Source organism: Flavihumibacter cheonanensis (genome assembly GCF_022352215.1).
Taxonomy (GTDB): Bacteria; Bacteroidota; Bacteroidia; order Chitinophagales; family Chitinophagaceae; genus Flavihumibacter; species Flavihumibacter cheonanensis.
This window is the reverse complement of sequence record NZ_JAKRWF010000001.1, coordinates 1,668,356-1,683,917: the sequence shown is the minus strand read 5'-3', so window position 1 is coordinate 1,683,917 and position 15,562 is coordinate 1,668,356. Positions and strand designations below refer to the sequence as shown.

The 15,562-nt window shown below is 47.0% G+C and carries 11 protein-coding genes; all 11 read right to left on the bottom strand.

Features of this window, described 5'->3' with window-relative positions; all coding sequences use genetic code 11:
- Positions 1–60: 60 nt before the first annotated feature.
- The 11 genes from MD536_RS07425 to MD536_RS07375 all read right to left on the bottom strand — a co-directional run bounded on the left by MD536_RS07425 (position 61) and on the right by MD536_RS07375 (position 15,561).
- Positions 61–2,265 carry an SDR family NAD(P)-dependent oxidoreductase gene (locus MD536_RS07425; protein ID WP_239597256.1) on the bottom strand — a complete coding sequence of 735 codons (2,205 nt, stop codon included), beginning with the start codon at positions 2,263–2,265 and terminating at the stop codon, positions 61–63.
- A gap of 270 nt (positions 2,266–2,535) precedes the next feature.
- Positions 2,536–3,792 (bottom strand): type II restriction enzyme NmeDI-related protein, encoded by a 1,257-nt coding sequence (locus tag MD536_RS07420; protein ID WP_239597253.1) that lies wholly within the window; start codon positions 3,790–3,792, stop codon positions 2,536–2,538.
- 237 nt (positions 3,793–4,029) lie between these two features.
- Positions 4,030–4,593: a helix-turn-helix transcriptional regulator gene (locus MD536_RS07415; RefSeq protein ID WP_239597250.1), complete on the bottom strand. Its 564-nt coding sequence runs from the start codon at positions 4,591–4,593 to the stop codon at positions 4,030–4,032.
- Positions 4,594–4,646: 53 nt separating this feature from the next.
- On the bottom strand, positions 4,647–5,537 hold the full coding sequence (locus MD536_RS07410) for a ribose-phosphate pyrophosphokinase (RefSeq protein ID WP_239597247.1): 891 nt from the start codon (positions 5,535–5,537) through the stop codon (positions 4,647–4,649).
- 82 nt (positions 5,538–5,619) lie between these two features.
- Positions 5,620–6,375 carry an SDR family oxidoreductase gene (locus tag MD536_RS07405; RefSeq protein ID WP_239597244.1) on the bottom strand — a complete coding sequence of 252 codons (756 nt, stop codon included), beginning with the start codon at positions 6,373–6,375 and terminating at the stop codon, positions 5,620–5,622.
- Between the two features lie 13 nt (positions 6,376–6,388).
- Entirely contained in the window at positions 6,389–7,894 is a 1,506-nt protein-coding gene (locus tag MD536_RS07400; RefSeq protein WP_239597241.1) for a thymidine phosphorylase family protein, read from the bottom strand.
- Positions 7,895–9,271 (bottom strand): MBL fold metallo-hydrolase RNA specificity domain-containing protein, encoded by a 1,377-nt coding sequence (locus MD536_RS07395; protein WP_239597239.1) that lies wholly within the window; start codon positions 9,269–9,271, stop codon positions 7,895–7,897.
- Between the two features lie 10 nt (positions 9,272–9,281).
- Entirely contained in the window at positions 9,282–10,151 is an 870-nt protein-coding gene (locus MD536_RS07390) for a restriction endonuclease (RefSeq protein ID WP_239597236.1), read from the bottom strand.
- Between the two features lie 61 nt (positions 10,152–10,212).
- The gene (locus MD536_RS07385; protein WP_239597233.1) at positions 10,213–12,912 is read right to left on the bottom strand and encodes a cation-translocating P-type ATPase; all 2,700 of its coding nucleotides are present in this window, start codon (positions 12,910–12,912) and stop codon (positions 10,213–10,215) included.
- 155 nt (positions 12,913–13,067) lie between these two features.
- On the bottom strand, positions 13,068–14,198 hold the full coding sequence (locus MD536_RS07380) for an efflux RND transporter periplasmic adaptor subunit (protein WP_239597231.1): 1,131 nt from the start codon (positions 14,196–14,198) through the stop codon (positions 13,068–13,070).
- 10 nt (positions 14,199–14,208) lie between these two features.
- Entirely contained in the window at positions 14,209–15,561 is a 1,353-nt protein-coding gene (locus MD536_RS07375; protein WP_239597229.1) for an efflux RND transporter periplasmic adaptor subunit, read from the bottom strand.
- Position 15,562 lies beyond the last annotated feature (1 nt).

Here is a 15,562-nt window from a genome sequence, read left to right as displayed (position 1 = left end):
AAAGCAAAAACAGGCTGATCCGCACGGGAAACAGCCTGTTTGTTTTACCTTCTTCACTGGTTACCAGTTAAAGTTCAGTGGCACGTTTATTTTGAAACCAAAATTCCTGCCCATAGCAAATACACCCTGCCTGCCGGTAACATTGTTGACCGCCAGATATTTGAAACGGCTCAAATGGTTCTGATAGGCGATGTCGCCAAGATTGTTCCCGGTTACACTCAGGGTAAAAAGGGTTCTGCCTTTGCTCACAAAATCAGCAGTTACATTGACCCCAACCAGCCAATAGCTGGGTGTGGCCGTTTCTGTGTTGTATCCGGTAAAGGCATTGTTCTGTGCAAAATTGTAATCGCTTTCAATGCCTACGTGGAGATTACGGACCACATTGCCCTTGTGCAAAAAGTCTCCCCCAAGCGATGTGATCAGGCGTGCGGCAGGCACGAAGGGGATATTATCCGAACCGTCCAGCGCCTGCGCAAATTTACCCCGTGTATAAGAGAAGGTATTTTTAAAATGCAGCCAATCCAGGGGATGCGGGTGGATGTCCAGGCTTAATTCCGCCCCGTACAGGCTTGCTGTCTGCTGGGCGAACCGATACAGGTTCAACTCGTCGCCGCTTTCAGGATCGGTTATCGTAGAGTCGCCACCGGTGCTGTTGGGTACACGCTCGTAAAAAATAAAATTGTTGATGCGGTTGTAGAAAACACTGGCATCGAGTGCTACGTGTTCTGTGGTCAACTCCATGCCTGCATCTCCTTGCAGGCTCACTTCTGATTTGAGGCTATTGTCGCCGATCTCATACCGGTTGGTGCCTTCATGTGCCCCATTGCTTGCCAGTTCCGCGAAATTGGGAGCGCGAAATCCACGGGCGATGTTGGCTTTTAAAGCGAGGTTTTTAGATACCTCATAGCTGAGACCGGCACTGCCCGAAATATTGGAAAAATTTCGTGTGAAGGATGAGAACTTCTCCGTACCACCCACTTCCATGCTTTTACCGTCATCATGTCTGGTATCATAACGAATGCCACCGCTTACAGTTAATTTGTTTTTGGTGTATTGGGTGAAAACAAATCCGCCAATGTCAAACAGGTTATAATCGGGTATTAATACTTCGGCTGCCTTGTTCTGGTTGGTCTGGTACATGCCGTTTACGCCGATTGTTGTCTTGAAATTCTTTGTTTGAGGCAAATGCCAGCTTAACGCATAATTGACCGTTTGCAAATTAAACCATAGGCCGGGGGTGGACGGGGCATCTATATCTCCAAACTCCTGCCGTTGGTTATGCTGATAACCCAGTACCAGGTCAACACTATGGCTGCCCATCCTGAATTTATTAGTCGAAGCGATCTTGAAGTGACGGATACGCTGGTAGGGAATTTCCATACTTATCCTTTTGAAGTCATTATCGTCTGCAATGCCTTCATTGCCACCCGGCAGCACTTTTACAAACTGGCCGGTGGCGCTGTCACGGTCGCCTTCCGTCATGCCGATATGCTGGTCGAAATTACTTACCGTCAAACGGCTGTATCCCCAATTGCCACTGTATCCTGCCATGCCGCCAAAGTTCTTGTTATAGAATTTTGAATTGAAGACATAGCCATCATACTTGTTCCTGTAGTCTTGTGCACCTTTATAAGTACCAAAGGCATTCCAGCTAAAGCCATTTTTTGTTCCGCCTATGGTGCCGTAAAAGCCACGTAACGCATCCAGCGATCTGTCCATAAAGTCTGTTATAATGCCACCTGGCGCTATGGTTTTGATACCGATATTAAAAGCAGCCAGCTCAAAGGACATACTTTCACTCCATCCCTCCAGTGCCCATTTCGTGGCATGATACAGGGAGCTTAGCGGAAATGTATAAATGCCGCCGATGGATGTGGTCGTAATGAAAAGCCCTGCCTTTCTCTGGCGGAAATAGGGTATAAATGCCTGCGTTACACGTATCGCTCCCAAAAGATTTGTATCGATCTGCCGAACGATCTTGTCATCGCTGAGTGCTTCCAAAGCACCGCTGAGGGCATAGCCTGCATTGTTAAAAACCACGTCCACATCACCCAAAGCAAGGGCCTTATCCACTGTTGAGCTGATCTGAGCCACATCTGTTATGTCGAGTGGTAATACGGATACGTTGTCAAGTTTCGTCAGCTCAGTTTCTTTTTCCGGGTTGCGCATGGTTGCGATAACCTTCCAGCCTTTTGACTGAAACAACCTGGCATTGGCTTTTCCTAATCCTGCGGATGCTCCTGTGATGAAAATTGTCTTTTGCATAATGTACTGTTTAAGTTTTACTCTGCAAAATTGCCATCAAATCAGGACTTGCATGTATCCAAACTGCTTTTAGTTGTATCCAAATCGTTTGACATGTAAATTTTTGATTTAACCGGCCCGGCAGGATGGTTAAAGCGCTTTACCAATAAACCACAGTGACACAAGGGTACAGGGATTATTCAGGAACTGACTTTAAGCGTACCATACCCGATCCGGTGGTTTGCGTTTATCTTCCCTGATTTGTTTACAATGATTGGGTGTAGAGCAGGCTTACCTGGTTGCCACGTTTCTTGCAATTTTTTCCATGATCAGGTGGCTGTCGCCAAATTTGCAGAGGGCGTCGCAATGTTGGCGCAAATCGGAAAAAAGAATATACTTGATCATTACCTTGTTCTGTTTTATGGCCGGCCGTGACAATTGCCCCACCACGTCCTTTTCTCTTTTATCAGGTACGATCAGATAAAAGACTTCGTCATCATCGGCGATCGTGTAACTCAAATCTGTAAGCCGTAAGATACCCGAATAGATGCTGGTACTTTTTTCCACCTCAAAGGCCGCAATGACATTATTGGTTGCTTTTTGAAACCATAATACATCAATCAGTTTTACGGTATTCAATGTTTCCCGGTCTAAATCAATCTCCGGAAATGCGTGCAAACAAATAAACGAAAAATTGTTGCCGCAATGTGATTTGGAGCGGTCATTGGAAGCCGCAATGACATCATACCCCAAAGCGTGACCAATTTTTAGTAAGTGATACTGCATTTCTGTATGCAGATCCTCTTCCTCTTTTTCATGTTCTACTTCTTCTCGCCTTTTTTCAATCAGCTTTTCCAATTTCTTTCTCTCTGGTTCTGATAAATATTCATCTGTACCCAATATGATTTTTTGGGTGCCTATTTCAAAAAGCAATCCTGCAATCGCTCCCAAATCCAGCGAAAGTTCCGAGCGGTATTGCTTATTGGTATCGATCAACACTTCCCGCAGCGCCAGATACTCGCTCCAACTTCCTAATTTCTTCCTGTCTTTGAACAGATAATTGAATCCATTCAGGATAGCTGTATTAAAGGGTGGTACAATGGTGGGATGCAGAAAATAAAGAATGTTCGACACGGCAGGCCCCAGTCCTTTTATCTTGTAGCTGTCCAGCCGGATAATTTCTTTAATGATTTGCGCCTCTGCTTTTGCATTCAGGCAATTTTCAAGGAACTGGCCAAAGTGCTGCTTATTTGTTTCATTTTCGTAAATGTCGGGGATTCTCAGCTTGGGTTTCCAATAGAAGGGGTGCGCAGCTCCCTCAAACACCTGCTTTTGTTCGGTGATACAGGTGAGCACAAATTCGAGAGAAGATCCTTTAAAATCATTTCCGAATTTCTTGTTTTTAATATCATCCACTATCTGCTGTACGCCTCTGCGGATGGAGCGGAATGCTTTCAAACGTTCTTCGTTATTAGTAAACCAGGTATTATAAACTGATTCCCTGTCAGCTTTATACTGTTGGATGATTGAATGAAGATGGCTATTCATCTTTGATGGCTTTAATGAGTTTTACGGTACCGAACAGGGCATTAAAATAGCGTGTTTCTTCCACATTTTTACATCCAGCTTTTTAGATATAGCCAGGTAACAGATCCTGCAAAACAATCCTTTGATTGGCGGTGGAGATAGGAGAAAAACAAGGGAAGAAACACCAGTCCATCTTTTGCTTTTGTCATTTGCGGAAGGCCGCTACTTCGTAACACCAATTTGGTTTAGCCTATAAAATTAGACTTTATCCAACGGTTTCCGCTTTTCTTCCCTGATTTGTCTGAAATGGCTTGGCGTAAGACCGGTAACTTTTTTGAATTGGTTACTCAGATAGGCAACACTGGAGTAATGCATACGCAAAGCAATTTCACTTAATGAAAGCTCGTCGTACACCAGTAATTCTTTAACCTTCTCAATTTTTTGAGCGATAAAGTATTTTTCAATAGTGATACCTTCCACTTCCGAAAACAGATTGGACAGGTAATTGTAATCATGATGCAACGCTTTGCTTAATAAATCGGATAAATTGGTTTTTTCATCATGGTCGCTATGATGTACCATGTTTATGATCACCGTTTTTATTTTTTCAATGATGCGTCCCTTCTTACTGTCTATAGGTTCAAACCCCAGGTCAAGCAAAGCTTGATCAAGCTGCTCCTTTTGATCGGCCGTAAGTTCCTTTTCAAGGGTCACTTCTCCCAACGTGATTTTTTGGGCATTTATGCCAATTTTCTTTAACTCACCGGCTACGACCAGTACACAGCGGTCGCAAACCATGTTCTTGATAAATAAGGTAACCATACTAAAGGGTTCATTTACAGACATTGAATTTGTTACGATTATCCTTGCCAAAGTTACGAAAGGAAAATCTTGTTTACGGAAGCAGCCATTAGTGCTGTTACATCCAGTGCATTGGAGGCATGCGCAATAGTATTACAGGTAATAATGCTGTCTACTCCGGCATTTTGGAGTTCCTGGTAAGCGTTACCGGCAAAAACGGCATGTACACCAATACAGACCGGCGGCTTCATTCCTGCTTTTTTCAGGTGATTCACCGTTTCTATCATGGTACGTGCAGTGGAAATGATATCATCCACCAATACCGGGGTGTGATCCTTGTATTTTTCAACCTGCGGAACGGTTACATTTACTTCCGTATCCCCCTTTCTTACTTTTTCCAGCACTATGTAAGGAGCATTGGCATCTTTAGCGACCTGCGAAACCCATTGCTCGCTTTCACTATCAGGCCCTATCAACAGGGGATTGCCGATATGATCGCGGATATAATCCGAAATAAGAGTTGATGCGTGCAGTACCATGCAGGGAACCGAATAAATTTCGGCCATTGAAGATCTCCGGTGTAAATGCGGATCAATTGTAAAAAGTCTTTCTGCAAAACCAGAAATCAGTTTGGCAAAATATGCTGAGGTTATTCCCTCCCCTGGATGGAAGACCTTATCCTGCCGCATGTAGGCAAGATACGGGGCTACAATACAGGTGCATTTTGCGCCCAGCGATTTTAGCGTATGAGAAAGAAAATATAATGGCAGCAATTTGCCATCAGGGTGATCAAGCGTACAGACCAAGATCACCTCCCTGCCACTTACGTCGGTCAATACGCGGACGTATGTTTCGCCGTCAGGGAAATTGCGTATGGTGGTTTCCCCGGTATCAGCTTCTAAAGCTGTAGCAAGTTGCTGTGCAAACGTTTCGTTTCCCGGTAGGGCAAATACTATGGGTTTCATTGACTCAATAGTTTTAAAAAAATAAAGATCATTTTCTATAACAGTATGCTGTGCTGGTCAACAGTTCAGGTTAACCGCTGTGTTACTGAGCGCCCCAACCGCCATCAACGGTCATAGCGTTGCCGGTCACAAAGGAAGCGGCATCAGCACACAGCCAGATAGCGGCCTCGGCCACTTCTTCCGGCTGTCCCATTCTGCCTATCGGTTCCATGCTTTCAAACTGCTTCACGGTTTCCTGATCCGCTCCGGTAAAACGGTCGATCATCGGGGTTTGAATAACTCCCGGACAAACTGCATTTACCCGGATACCTGATTTGGCATATTCCAGCGCAGCAGTCCTGGTCAGACCGAGTACGCCGTGTTTACTTGCCACGTAAGCGGGAGATCCGGGGAATCCGCCCAGCCCAGCGATGGAAGCATTGTTCACGATAGCGCCTTTTCCCTGCTTCAGCATTTCCTGTATCTCATATTTCATGCAAAGCCAGACACCTTTCAGGTTGATCCCGATGGTTTTTTCCCAGTTCTCTTCCGTGCATTCATGGGTGATGGCAGTAACCCCTTCAATACCGGCATTGTTGAAAGCGTAATCCAGGCGGCCAAAGGCTTTAATTGTTGTAGCCACCATTTCCCTGACCTCTTCGGTGCTGGATACGTCGCATTTTACAAACAGGGCTTCACCTCCTAAAGCCTGAATAAGATGGAGTGTTTCAGTATCTTCCACCCAGTCGGCAATAACTACTTTGGCTCCCCGTTTGGCAAAACCTATGGCGGCTGACCTGCCAATGCCAAAGCTTCCCCCGGTCACTATGGCTACTTTATCTTTAAATGTTGTTTCCATTGTTTTGATTTTTTTATTCGATAGTAATGATGTTATCCGTTTTCAAATAAGTAAGGGCGTACTCCAGTTCTCCTTTTGTATGGGCGTACAGGGTAAACAGCGTGTCGCCCACGCTCACCTTTTTGCCGAGGGGCGCATTGAACAGGATGCCGGCTGAGGCCGACTGCGGCGCTCCTGCCAGCTTCGCTACCCGCGCCAGTTTACGATTGTCTATTGCGGTAACAACGCCCTCCTTGTCCGCGCAGACTTCAAAATGGTAGGGTGCAAATGCAGGTTCCCTGAAACCGCCCTGACTTTGACAAATGGCCTGGAATTTTGCCCAGGCGCTTCCGGTTTCAAGAATGCTTCTGGCCATATTGTTACCGGTTCCGGGTGCATATTTGCCTGATAATTCCAGGAGCGCACCTGCAAGCGTAATAGCCCTTTCCTTCAAATCCGTTGGAGCCGTTTTCTCGTTGCGCAAAACAGCCAGCACATCCATTGCCTCCAATGCAGGACCAATACCTCTTCCTACCGGCTGTTGTCCATCGGTGATAATGACCTGTAATTGCAGGCCAATGGCCTGTGCCACCGATTCAAAATCATGTTGCAGTTGGAGGGCGATTTCATGCGTGCGTACTTTGGCTGTTTTACCTACCGGGAGATCTATGACTACATGCGTGGCACCGGCTGCCGATTTTTTTGACAGTACGGAGGCAATCATCTGCCCCTGGCTGTCTACGTCCAGCGATTTCTCCACTGAAATCAATATGTCATCTGCGGGGCTTAGTTTTACAGCACCGCCCCACACAATACAGCCATTTTCTTTTTCAACGACTTTTTTGATCTCATCCATATCCAGATCAACCGGTGCTATCACTTCCATCGTGTCGGCAGTTCCTGCGGGGGAAGTAATGGCCCTTGATGAGGTTTTTGGAATCGTCAGCCCGGCTGCGGCAACAATGCTGACAACAATAGGTGTGGTACGGTTACCGGGCAGTCCGCCCACGCAGTGCTTGTCCAGTACCACGGATTTTTCCCAGGAGATGCTTTGTCCTGCATTGATCATGGCCTTTGTAAGCCCGATGATCTCAGGTACTGAAAGGTTATCGTCAGAACAGGCTGAAATAAATGCAGCCAGTTCAATGTTAGAATATTTCCCTGCAACGATATCCTTCATGATCTCATTGAACTGTTGCTCCGTCAGTTGATCGTGATACATTTTCGCCCGTACATAGCTCAGGGAATTGATGTTCTCCAGGTGGGAGAACGTGAGGCAGTCCCCATCAACAACGTCCAGCCTTTTCATGGCTTCCATTGACAATGCCGCTTCATCCACGGCAAGCAGATCTGAGTGAACCACGTTGAGGGTTGCTACAATGGTTTTTTCATGGTGGTGTATCACTATGCGGGTGAGTGCTGTAAAGCCCTCTGATTGGCATATGTGGCAATCAGCACGCATGTAGACAATGTTCTCCCGGTACGTATCAATACCGATAGATTTAACCCTTAACGTGTTGTAGGAATGATGATGTTCCATTTATTCATTGATTGTTATGGTGTCATTTAATGCGGGTATTTCGCACGCCCATCCGTAAACCTCTTTCACTTTGTCACTCAGCGCCTTTGCAGATGTCGGCTCTCCATGTACGATAAATATCTTTTGAGGCTGTTGCTTCAGCTCTTGCAGCCACTCAATGAGTTCCTGCTGATCAGCATGGCCGGATAAGCCTTCGATGTTTTCTATGGCTGCGCGGACCGCGAAATATTTGCCATACAACTTAATTTCGTTTGCACCCTCCAGTAAAGCGCGGCCCCGTGTTCCCTCTGCCTGGTAGCCCACCAGCAGTACTGTGGCATTCGTATCGCCCAGGTACTTTGCAAAGTAGCTCAATACCCGTCCGCCGGTTGCCATACCACTTCCTGCGATCACAATTTTCGGCTGCTTGCTGTTTATCAGTGCATTTGTTTCTTCCAGCGTTGTTATACGCCGGATCGTATCGCACATTTGCGAACATTCATCGACAGACAGCTTATGCCAGGTGCCATTTTTGTGAAATACCTCCAGTACATTTTTGCCCATCGGGCTATCCATGTAAATCGGTATATCGGGCAATCTTCCTTTTTGTTTTAACTGCCAGAACAGGTACATCAGCAACTGTGTGCGCTCAACAGCAAAACTTGGTATGACGATGGTGCCTTTTTTTAATGCAGCCCGAATGATAATGCGTTCTAAAATATCCATTGCCGGTTCCTTCGGGTGGAGCCGGTCACCATAGGTCGATTCGATAAACAGGATATCCGCCTTCTCAGGTTTTTCCGGTGGAAAAAGCAGCGGATCTTGTTTGCGGCCGATATCGCCTGAAAACACAATCGTTTTCTCCCCGATCCGCAGCTCGATAAAGGTTGCTCCCAGGATATGTCCATTATACCTGAACCTGTAACTAATCTGCTCGCCAAACGGCACCCACTGGTTCAATGGCGCGGTCTGAAAAAGCGGCAGTGTATGGTCCACATCCTGCAGCCCGTAAAGCGGAACAGCGGGGCTATGCTTAGTGTATTTATGCTTATTAGCCCGCAAGGCGTCCTCTTCCTGGATTTTTGCGCTGTCCTTTAAAATAATTTCCGCGATCTGGAGTGTAGGGGCCGTAGCGATGATCTTACCTGAAAAGCCTTCCTTTACGAGACGCTGGAGGAAACCGGTATGATCTAAATGCCCATGCGTCAGTAAAACGATATCAATGTCTTTAGCAGGAAAAGAGAGCGGTTGCCAGTTAAGCAGCCGGAGTTCCTTTAGTCCCTGGAACATGCCGCAATCCACCAGGATGTTTTTGCCATAAGCGGAAACAAGGTGCCTGGAGCCGGTTACTGTTTGCGCAGCACCTAAAAATTGTATTTTTAAACCTGATTTTTCCATATCTGTTGTATTAGTATCTATATGATTTTTCAAGCGCTTGACACAGTGCAGCGCATTCTTCCAATACCTTTTGCAACCTGGGTGGTCTTACGCCGATGCTTTCCAAAATACCCTCACCATGATGCAGGGCCTTACATAAAACAATCTTCCTGTTGAGCAGCGCTTGCTTTTCCTTTCCGGTGAGCGTGGTAAGACTTGTTACGGGATGGAGTCCAGACAGGTTGATCCAGTCTTTTATGCCGTTATTTTTAGGATAATCCCAACTGACCAGGTTCATGTTCACACACCTGCCATACTGTGCGGCATCGTCTGAGAAACGGGTGTTGGTAACCACCCAGCCCTGATGGATCTTCTTGTCATGCCCGTCGATCTGTTTCCATTGGCGCTCCACATCCAGGAACCGGGATTGTATGTACAGGGGAATCTTGACATCGCATATATAACCCTGTTGATTATGAAACTTGCACTCGATCATAAAGTGCTGGTCATCCTTTTCAGCTATAACATCTATTTCGTGCTTCACACAATGCCCCTGTATGGTTACGCCAACTTCAGTTTTATACCCTTTGTATGTCAGTAATTCTGCTACGAACTGCTCAAAGGGGAAACCCGAAGGGCCTAATTCCATCAGGGCACGCTTCAGTTTATACCTTGCAGCCATTGGACGCGACCTGTCTTTCAATAACCGGAAAGCTTTCCTGTAGATTTCCTTAGTAGATATATTATCTACCAGCCTGTTCACTATTTCATTGGCAATATCCTCAGCCTGCTGGCTGCTGGCTCCTGAGCGGAGCAGCGACTGTTTCAATTTGTTCTTATTGAAGGGCACCCTGATACCGGATGCCTTTGTAACATTTATATTTCTGTTGTTATCCCGCATGTGCTATTGAGTTTTTGCTGTTGTCTTTAAGGTTGCTTACAACTTGTTATCCGTTCACAGCTCATATAATCCAGCGGCTTCTTTTTAAAGCCTGGTTGATAATGAGTGAAAGAAAGGAGAACACAATGACGATTGACCAATCCTGCCATCCGTAAATTGAAACTTCAAGGACTTTTCTCAACGGAACAAGGAAGTAAGAGAGCAACGCTATAACTATACATCCCAGCACTGCATACCATACATACCTGTTGCGGAACACTTCTGATTTATAAAATGCAACGCCCTTTTCAAATGACATATTAAAGACGTGGAGTATCTGCGAAAAAATAAGGGTATAGAAAAGCATATTGTTACACAGCTCACCGTTCCATCCTTCCTGCTTGTGCAGCCACTCGTGACTGGTAAGTACCGCGCCGATGGTGGTAATGGAGATTACCGTAGAATAGGCAAAAATGGCTGTCCATCTTTTTTTATCAATGATCAGTGTACCGGCCGAATAAGGTTTTCGCTGCATGATATGCGCAGGCGCTTCGGTGACACCGAGGGCAAGCGCTGGCAATACATCTGTTACAAGATTGATGAAAAGTATCTGGAGCGGAAAAAGCTGAAAATGCAAATTCAGAATGGATGCAGTGGCAATGATCAGCAGTTCACTGAGATTACAGGACAGCAGGTAGATCACAAATTTCCTGATATTATCGAAAATTACCCGCCCCTGTTTGATGGCCAGGACGATGGATGAGAAGGCATCATCTTTCAGGACCATATCTGCTACTTCCTGCGCCACCTGCGTACCCCTTTGTCCCATAGCGATACCGATATCTGCCTTCTTCAGGGCTGGAGCGTCATTAACGCCGTCGCCGGTCATCCCTACTACCATTTTATTTGCCTGGAACAGGGTCACCAGGTCCAGCTTGTGTTCCGGAGATACACGCGCAAATACAGGGGATTGCAGCCACTTTTGCTTGTCCTCCGACGTCAGTTGATCGTAGGGCTTCATGCTGTTTCCGTGAACTACCTCATCGCTTTCTTCTGCCAGCCCCAATTGCATGGCAATGTTCTTAGCGGTGGCCGGGTGGTCTCCGGTGATCATCACCACTTTTATGCCTGCTGATCTGCATTCCTGAATGGCCGCACGTACCTCTGGGCGGGGCGGATCTAAAAAGCCGACCACGCCTACCAATGTAAGATGATGCAAGAAATCTTCTTCTTCCGCATCAGCGCTTCTAAAAGCAAAAGCCAGCATTCTTAACCCGGATTGGGCGTGCTTTTCGGCATTGGATAGCCATGTTGTTTTTCTTTCTTCAGTCAGTGGAATAACATCACTTCCTTCCAGTACGGATGAACAGCAGGATAATAGTTCTTCCACTGCTCCTTTTGCGGCTACATAATAGTCACTGTCTTTGTGGTGAAGGGTAGCCATGACCTTCGTATCGGAAGAAAAAGGCACTTCATTTATTTTTGAAAAAGTTCGTTGGTATTCATCCGGTTTAACGGGTGAACAATAGACCATTTTGAGTAGTCCCACTTCCAGCGGGTCACCCGATTCTTTGGCCGAGGTAGCATCATACTGATACGTTGCGGTGTTACACAGGGCGGCAATCTGGTGCAAATGCGCATAAGCCGGATAATGGGGCAACTGATCATTATCCTTAAAGCGTATCACACAGCCTGCAACGTCCACTTCTATGCGGGAGCTGCCCTCCTTAAATTCAATGAAGGCCGCTTCAATTTTGTTCTGTGTAAGTGTCCCGGTTTTATCGGTGCAGATCACGTTGGTACCACCCAGGGTTTCCACCGATGACAGCTTCTTTACGATGACCTGGTGCCTGGCCATCCGTAACATGCCGAATGCCAGCGCTAACGTGGAAACGATGGGCAGCCCTTCAGGAATTGCGGCAACGGCAAGGGCAATGGAGGTTTCCAGCATCTGTACAAAATCCTTCCCGTTTAATATCCCGGCAGTAAATATGGCAACCAAAAGCCCCACGGTGATCCATAGCAGGTTCTTACTGAGCTTCTGTATTTTCTTTTCAAGCGGTGTAGCCGATTGCTGCGCCTGTTGCACCATGCGGGCAACGGTTCCCAATTCGGTGGCCATGCCGGTGCGCACCACAACGGCAAAACCATTTCCTTTTGTTACAAAAGTGCCTTTGTACAGCATATTGTCCCGTTCGGCCAGGGGAACTGTTTCCAACAATTGGCCGGTCTGTTTTTCCACCGGCAAGGACTCGCCGGTAAGTGCGGATTCATCCGATTGTAATTGAGCCGAACTGATCAGCCTGGCATCTGCTGTAACCATGTCTCCGCCTTCCACAAATAAAATATCACCCGGTACCAGCTCCTCGGAAGATATTGCACCAAGCGTCCCATCTCGCAGCACGCGGGCCGGTACGGTGGTTAGTTTTTTCAAGGCTTCCATTGAGCGTTCCGCCTGAAACTCCATCAAAAACCCGATGACGGCATTGATCACAATCACGGCGATGATGGCAATCCCATCGAGCCATTCCTGGAAGAAAAACGACAGCCCTGCAGCAATGGCCAATAACAGCACAAACGGGCTGATAAACTGGTTGACCAGGATCATGAGCGGGCTTACTTTTTTCCCCGATTCAATCCTGTTGTACCCCGCAATGGAAAGCCTGCGTTCGGCTTCCGCCGCAGTAAGCCCGGCTTCCTGCGTGGTATCCAGTTCATTCAGGATGGTTGAGCGGTCAACTGACCAGGGTTTGCTCACCTTATTAAATTCTTGTAGTAACATATCTTATTTATTAAGTCAAAGCAGTATTACTGACGTGCTCGGTTTTAGTCACTGTTTACAAATTATCCGCACCTGTCTGTCTCCGTTTTCTTTGGCAATGAAGTCCAGGGCTGGCGCAATACTTTCCTTCTGTTGTTGGCGATTTGGAGACGCTGTTACATCTTCATTCCCTCCATGCCGGTGCCCTTCTTCAGCACCAATGCGCTGTTTAACAGGTAAGCGCCACTGGTTACCACCAGTTCGCCCTCCTTGAGGCCACCGGTCACCTCCACTTCCTTTTTATTCTGAATGCCTAATTGAATGACCCGGTTTTCATACATCCCATCGCCTTTTTTCACCCATGCCGTTACCATGTTGCCGACCAGGATGGAAGACTTGGGAATGACCATCGTATATTTTTGATTCCGTTTAATATTGACGTATGCCATCATACCCGGCTTTAGCGAAGCGCTTTTGTTACCGATCAGAAATCTTACAAGGCTGATCTTTTGATCTGGTTCCACGGAAGGATTATCGAACACCGGTGTAACGGAAAATACCTGGTTGGGATAGGCATCAAAATCCGCAGTAATGATGGGCTGTTCCGTTAACCACCTGAGTTCACCGGTGTACATCTGGGCTTCAATCCATAATTGTGACAGGTCTGCCAACCGGAAAAGCGGGGTTCCGATCTCCACATACTGACCCTCGCTTACAGAAAGGTCAACCAGCGTGCCCCCGATAGGGCTATGGATGGTAATCAAAGGGGAGGCTTCGCCGCTTTGTTCGATCTGTGTGATTTGCTCCCTCGATAATCCCCACAACAGTAATTTTTTTCTCGCCGCTTCCACCAGTTGCGCCATTACCTGCTTCATATCGGCGAGTTGCACCTCCTGCCGCAGTACATTGAGCAGTTCATTTTCATCAGACAATAACTCTTCACTATAGATGGCATATAAGGGCATGCCCTTGCTGATGTTTTCCTGCGGATTGCGGACAAATAATTTTTCGAGCCTTCCCCTGATGCGTGATGTGATAACACTTACGTTACGTTCGTCAATGCTGGTAGTGCCTACCAGCGTGGTATATTCCGAAATAGCCTGCCTCTTTACCGTGTCCACCGTAATGTTGGCATACTGTTCGTCCCGTTTTGAAAGCGTCACCATCTCCATTTTTTCTGGTGCCGGTGCGTCCGCGCCATGTTGGCTATGTTCCGGCTTTTGTGCATCCCCATCCTTTCCGGTGCATGAAGCAATGGAAACAATGAGCGGTAGCGCAGTAATGATCATCCATATTTTCTTGTTCATACCTACAGCATTAATATTTGATAATTGTCTCCCCGTCTGCGAGGTAAGCAGCATCCCTGGCTATCCATTCTCCTTTTTGCAGTCCTTGCAGTATTTCGACGCGTTCGTTATCCCGGTGACCGATCCGTACCACCCTTGACTGGAAGATGTTGCTTCCGTCCTTTGTGACACCGGCCCGCACCCACACAATGGCTACCTTTCCAAGATAATAGACACTGCCTGCCGGAACCGTAAGGGAACTGGCAGTTACGGATGCCGTGGCTGTGATCAGGGAATTTTGTTTAAGTATCCCCGAGGTATTGGGTAAATACACCCTTGCCTGGCTGAATTTTTGCCCGCCCTGATACACCAGCTCCAGGAATTGAACATTGGTTGTAAAGCTCTTTTCCGGCATCAGTTCGCTGGTAATGGACAGCGGTTGGCCTTTGCGGATATATTTTTCATTCTCTTTGGTAAATGCCACTATGCCCCATGCTTCCCTGAAATCATTGATCCAAAAAAGGGTTTGGTCTTTACTCACGTACATCCCTTCACGAATGCTATTATCGCTTAACCGCGTAGCCGGACTTACCGCCGACGAACCAGTACTGCCGGCCATTCCACCACCCATTCCTGCGTCATTACCTGCGCCCCCGGCCATAGCTGACGGTGCCGATGGATCAAAAAGCACAAATCCTTCAAAAGGGCTGTAAATGGCTATGGTATAAGGCGCTTCCCCTGATTTTTCAATCTGTTTTACCTGGCTGGAGGTAAGCCCGAGCAATAAGAGCTTTTGCCTGGCCCTGCCCGCGAGAATACTGTCGCCGGAAGACTTTTGCAGGTAAAGCAATTCTTCGATATAAGTGCTTATGTCGGGGCTGTAGAGTTCCAGTATCTTTTCGCCTTTGCGCACATACTGGTAATTGTATTTTACATACAGCCTTTCAATCCTGCCGCCAACGCGAACGGGTACTTTCCGGTTGCGCCTGTAGTCAAAGTCAATATACCCGTTACCGTGAACCGTAAAGCTCGCCGGTTGGTCAAGCGGTTCTATTGCCTGTTGGGTAGAGATCACGGTTCGGTTGGTGGGCAGGGTATTCCAGTACGTTTCATCCGCTATCGTATCAGTGGACGCCTGTTCACCGGGCATATCCATACCAGCCATACTGCCATGCGCAGCATGGGCGTTGCTGCTATCCTTTACCCCGCTCATTTTCATGCCGCTGCTGTCCTTCATAGTGGCATGATCTGCGCCGCCGGAATGCGCACCATGATCTGCGCTGCGATTGTTGCAGGCAAGCAACACAAGAGCAAACCCGATGCATATAAAATATACCCGGCTTTTGTGCCCGCTGAAGCTGGTATGTTGATTATGATTACACATG

What these genes read in the sequence shown, in the direction of transcription:
- MD536_RS07425 (WP_239597256.1), bottom strand. Translation starts at nt 2,265, where the DNA reads ATGCAAAAGACAATTTTCATCACAGGAGCATCCGCAGGATTAGGAAAA.
- MD536_RS07420 (WP_239597253.1), bottom strand. Translation starts at nt 3,792, where the DNA reads ATGAATAGCCATCTTCATTCAATCATCCAACAGTATAAAGCTGACAGG.
- MD536_RS07415 (WP_239597250.1), bottom strand. Translation starts at nt 4,593, where the DNA reads ATGGTTACCTTATTTATCAAGAACATGGTTTGCGACCGCTGTGTACTG.
- MD536_RS07410 (WP_239597247.1), bottom strand. Translation starts at nt 5,537, where the DNA reads ATGAAACCCATAGTATTTGCCCTACCGGGAAACGAAACGTTTGCACAG.
- MD536_RS07405 (WP_239597244.1), bottom strand. Translation starts at nt 6,375, where the DNA reads ATGGAAACAACATTTAAAGATAAAGTAGCCATAGTGACCGGGGGAAGC.
- MD536_RS07400 (WP_239597241.1), bottom strand. Translation starts at nt 7,894, where the DNA reads ATGGAACATCATCATTCCTACAACACGTTAAGGGTTAAATCTATCGGT.
- MD536_RS07395 (WP_239597239.1), bottom strand. Translation starts at nt 9,271, where the DNA reads ATGGAAAAATCAGGTTTAAAAATACAATTTTTAGGTGCTGCGCAAACA.
- MD536_RS07390 (WP_239597236.1), bottom strand. Translation starts at nt 10,151, where the DNA reads ATGCGGGATAACAACAGAAATATAAATGTTACAAAGGCATCCGGTATC.
- MD536_RS07385 (WP_239597233.1), bottom strand. Translation starts at nt 12,912, where the DNA reads ATGTTACTACAAGAATTTAATAAGGTGAGCAAACCCTGGTCAGTTGAC.
- MD536_RS07380 (WP_239597231.1), bottom strand. Translation starts at nt 14,198, where the DNA reads ATGAACAAGAAAATATGGATGATCATTACTGCGCTACCGCTCATTGTT.
- MD536_RS07375 (WP_239597229.1), bottom strand. Translation starts at nt 15,561, where the DNA reads ATGTGTAATCATAATCAACATACCAGCTTCAGCGGGCACAAAAGCCGG.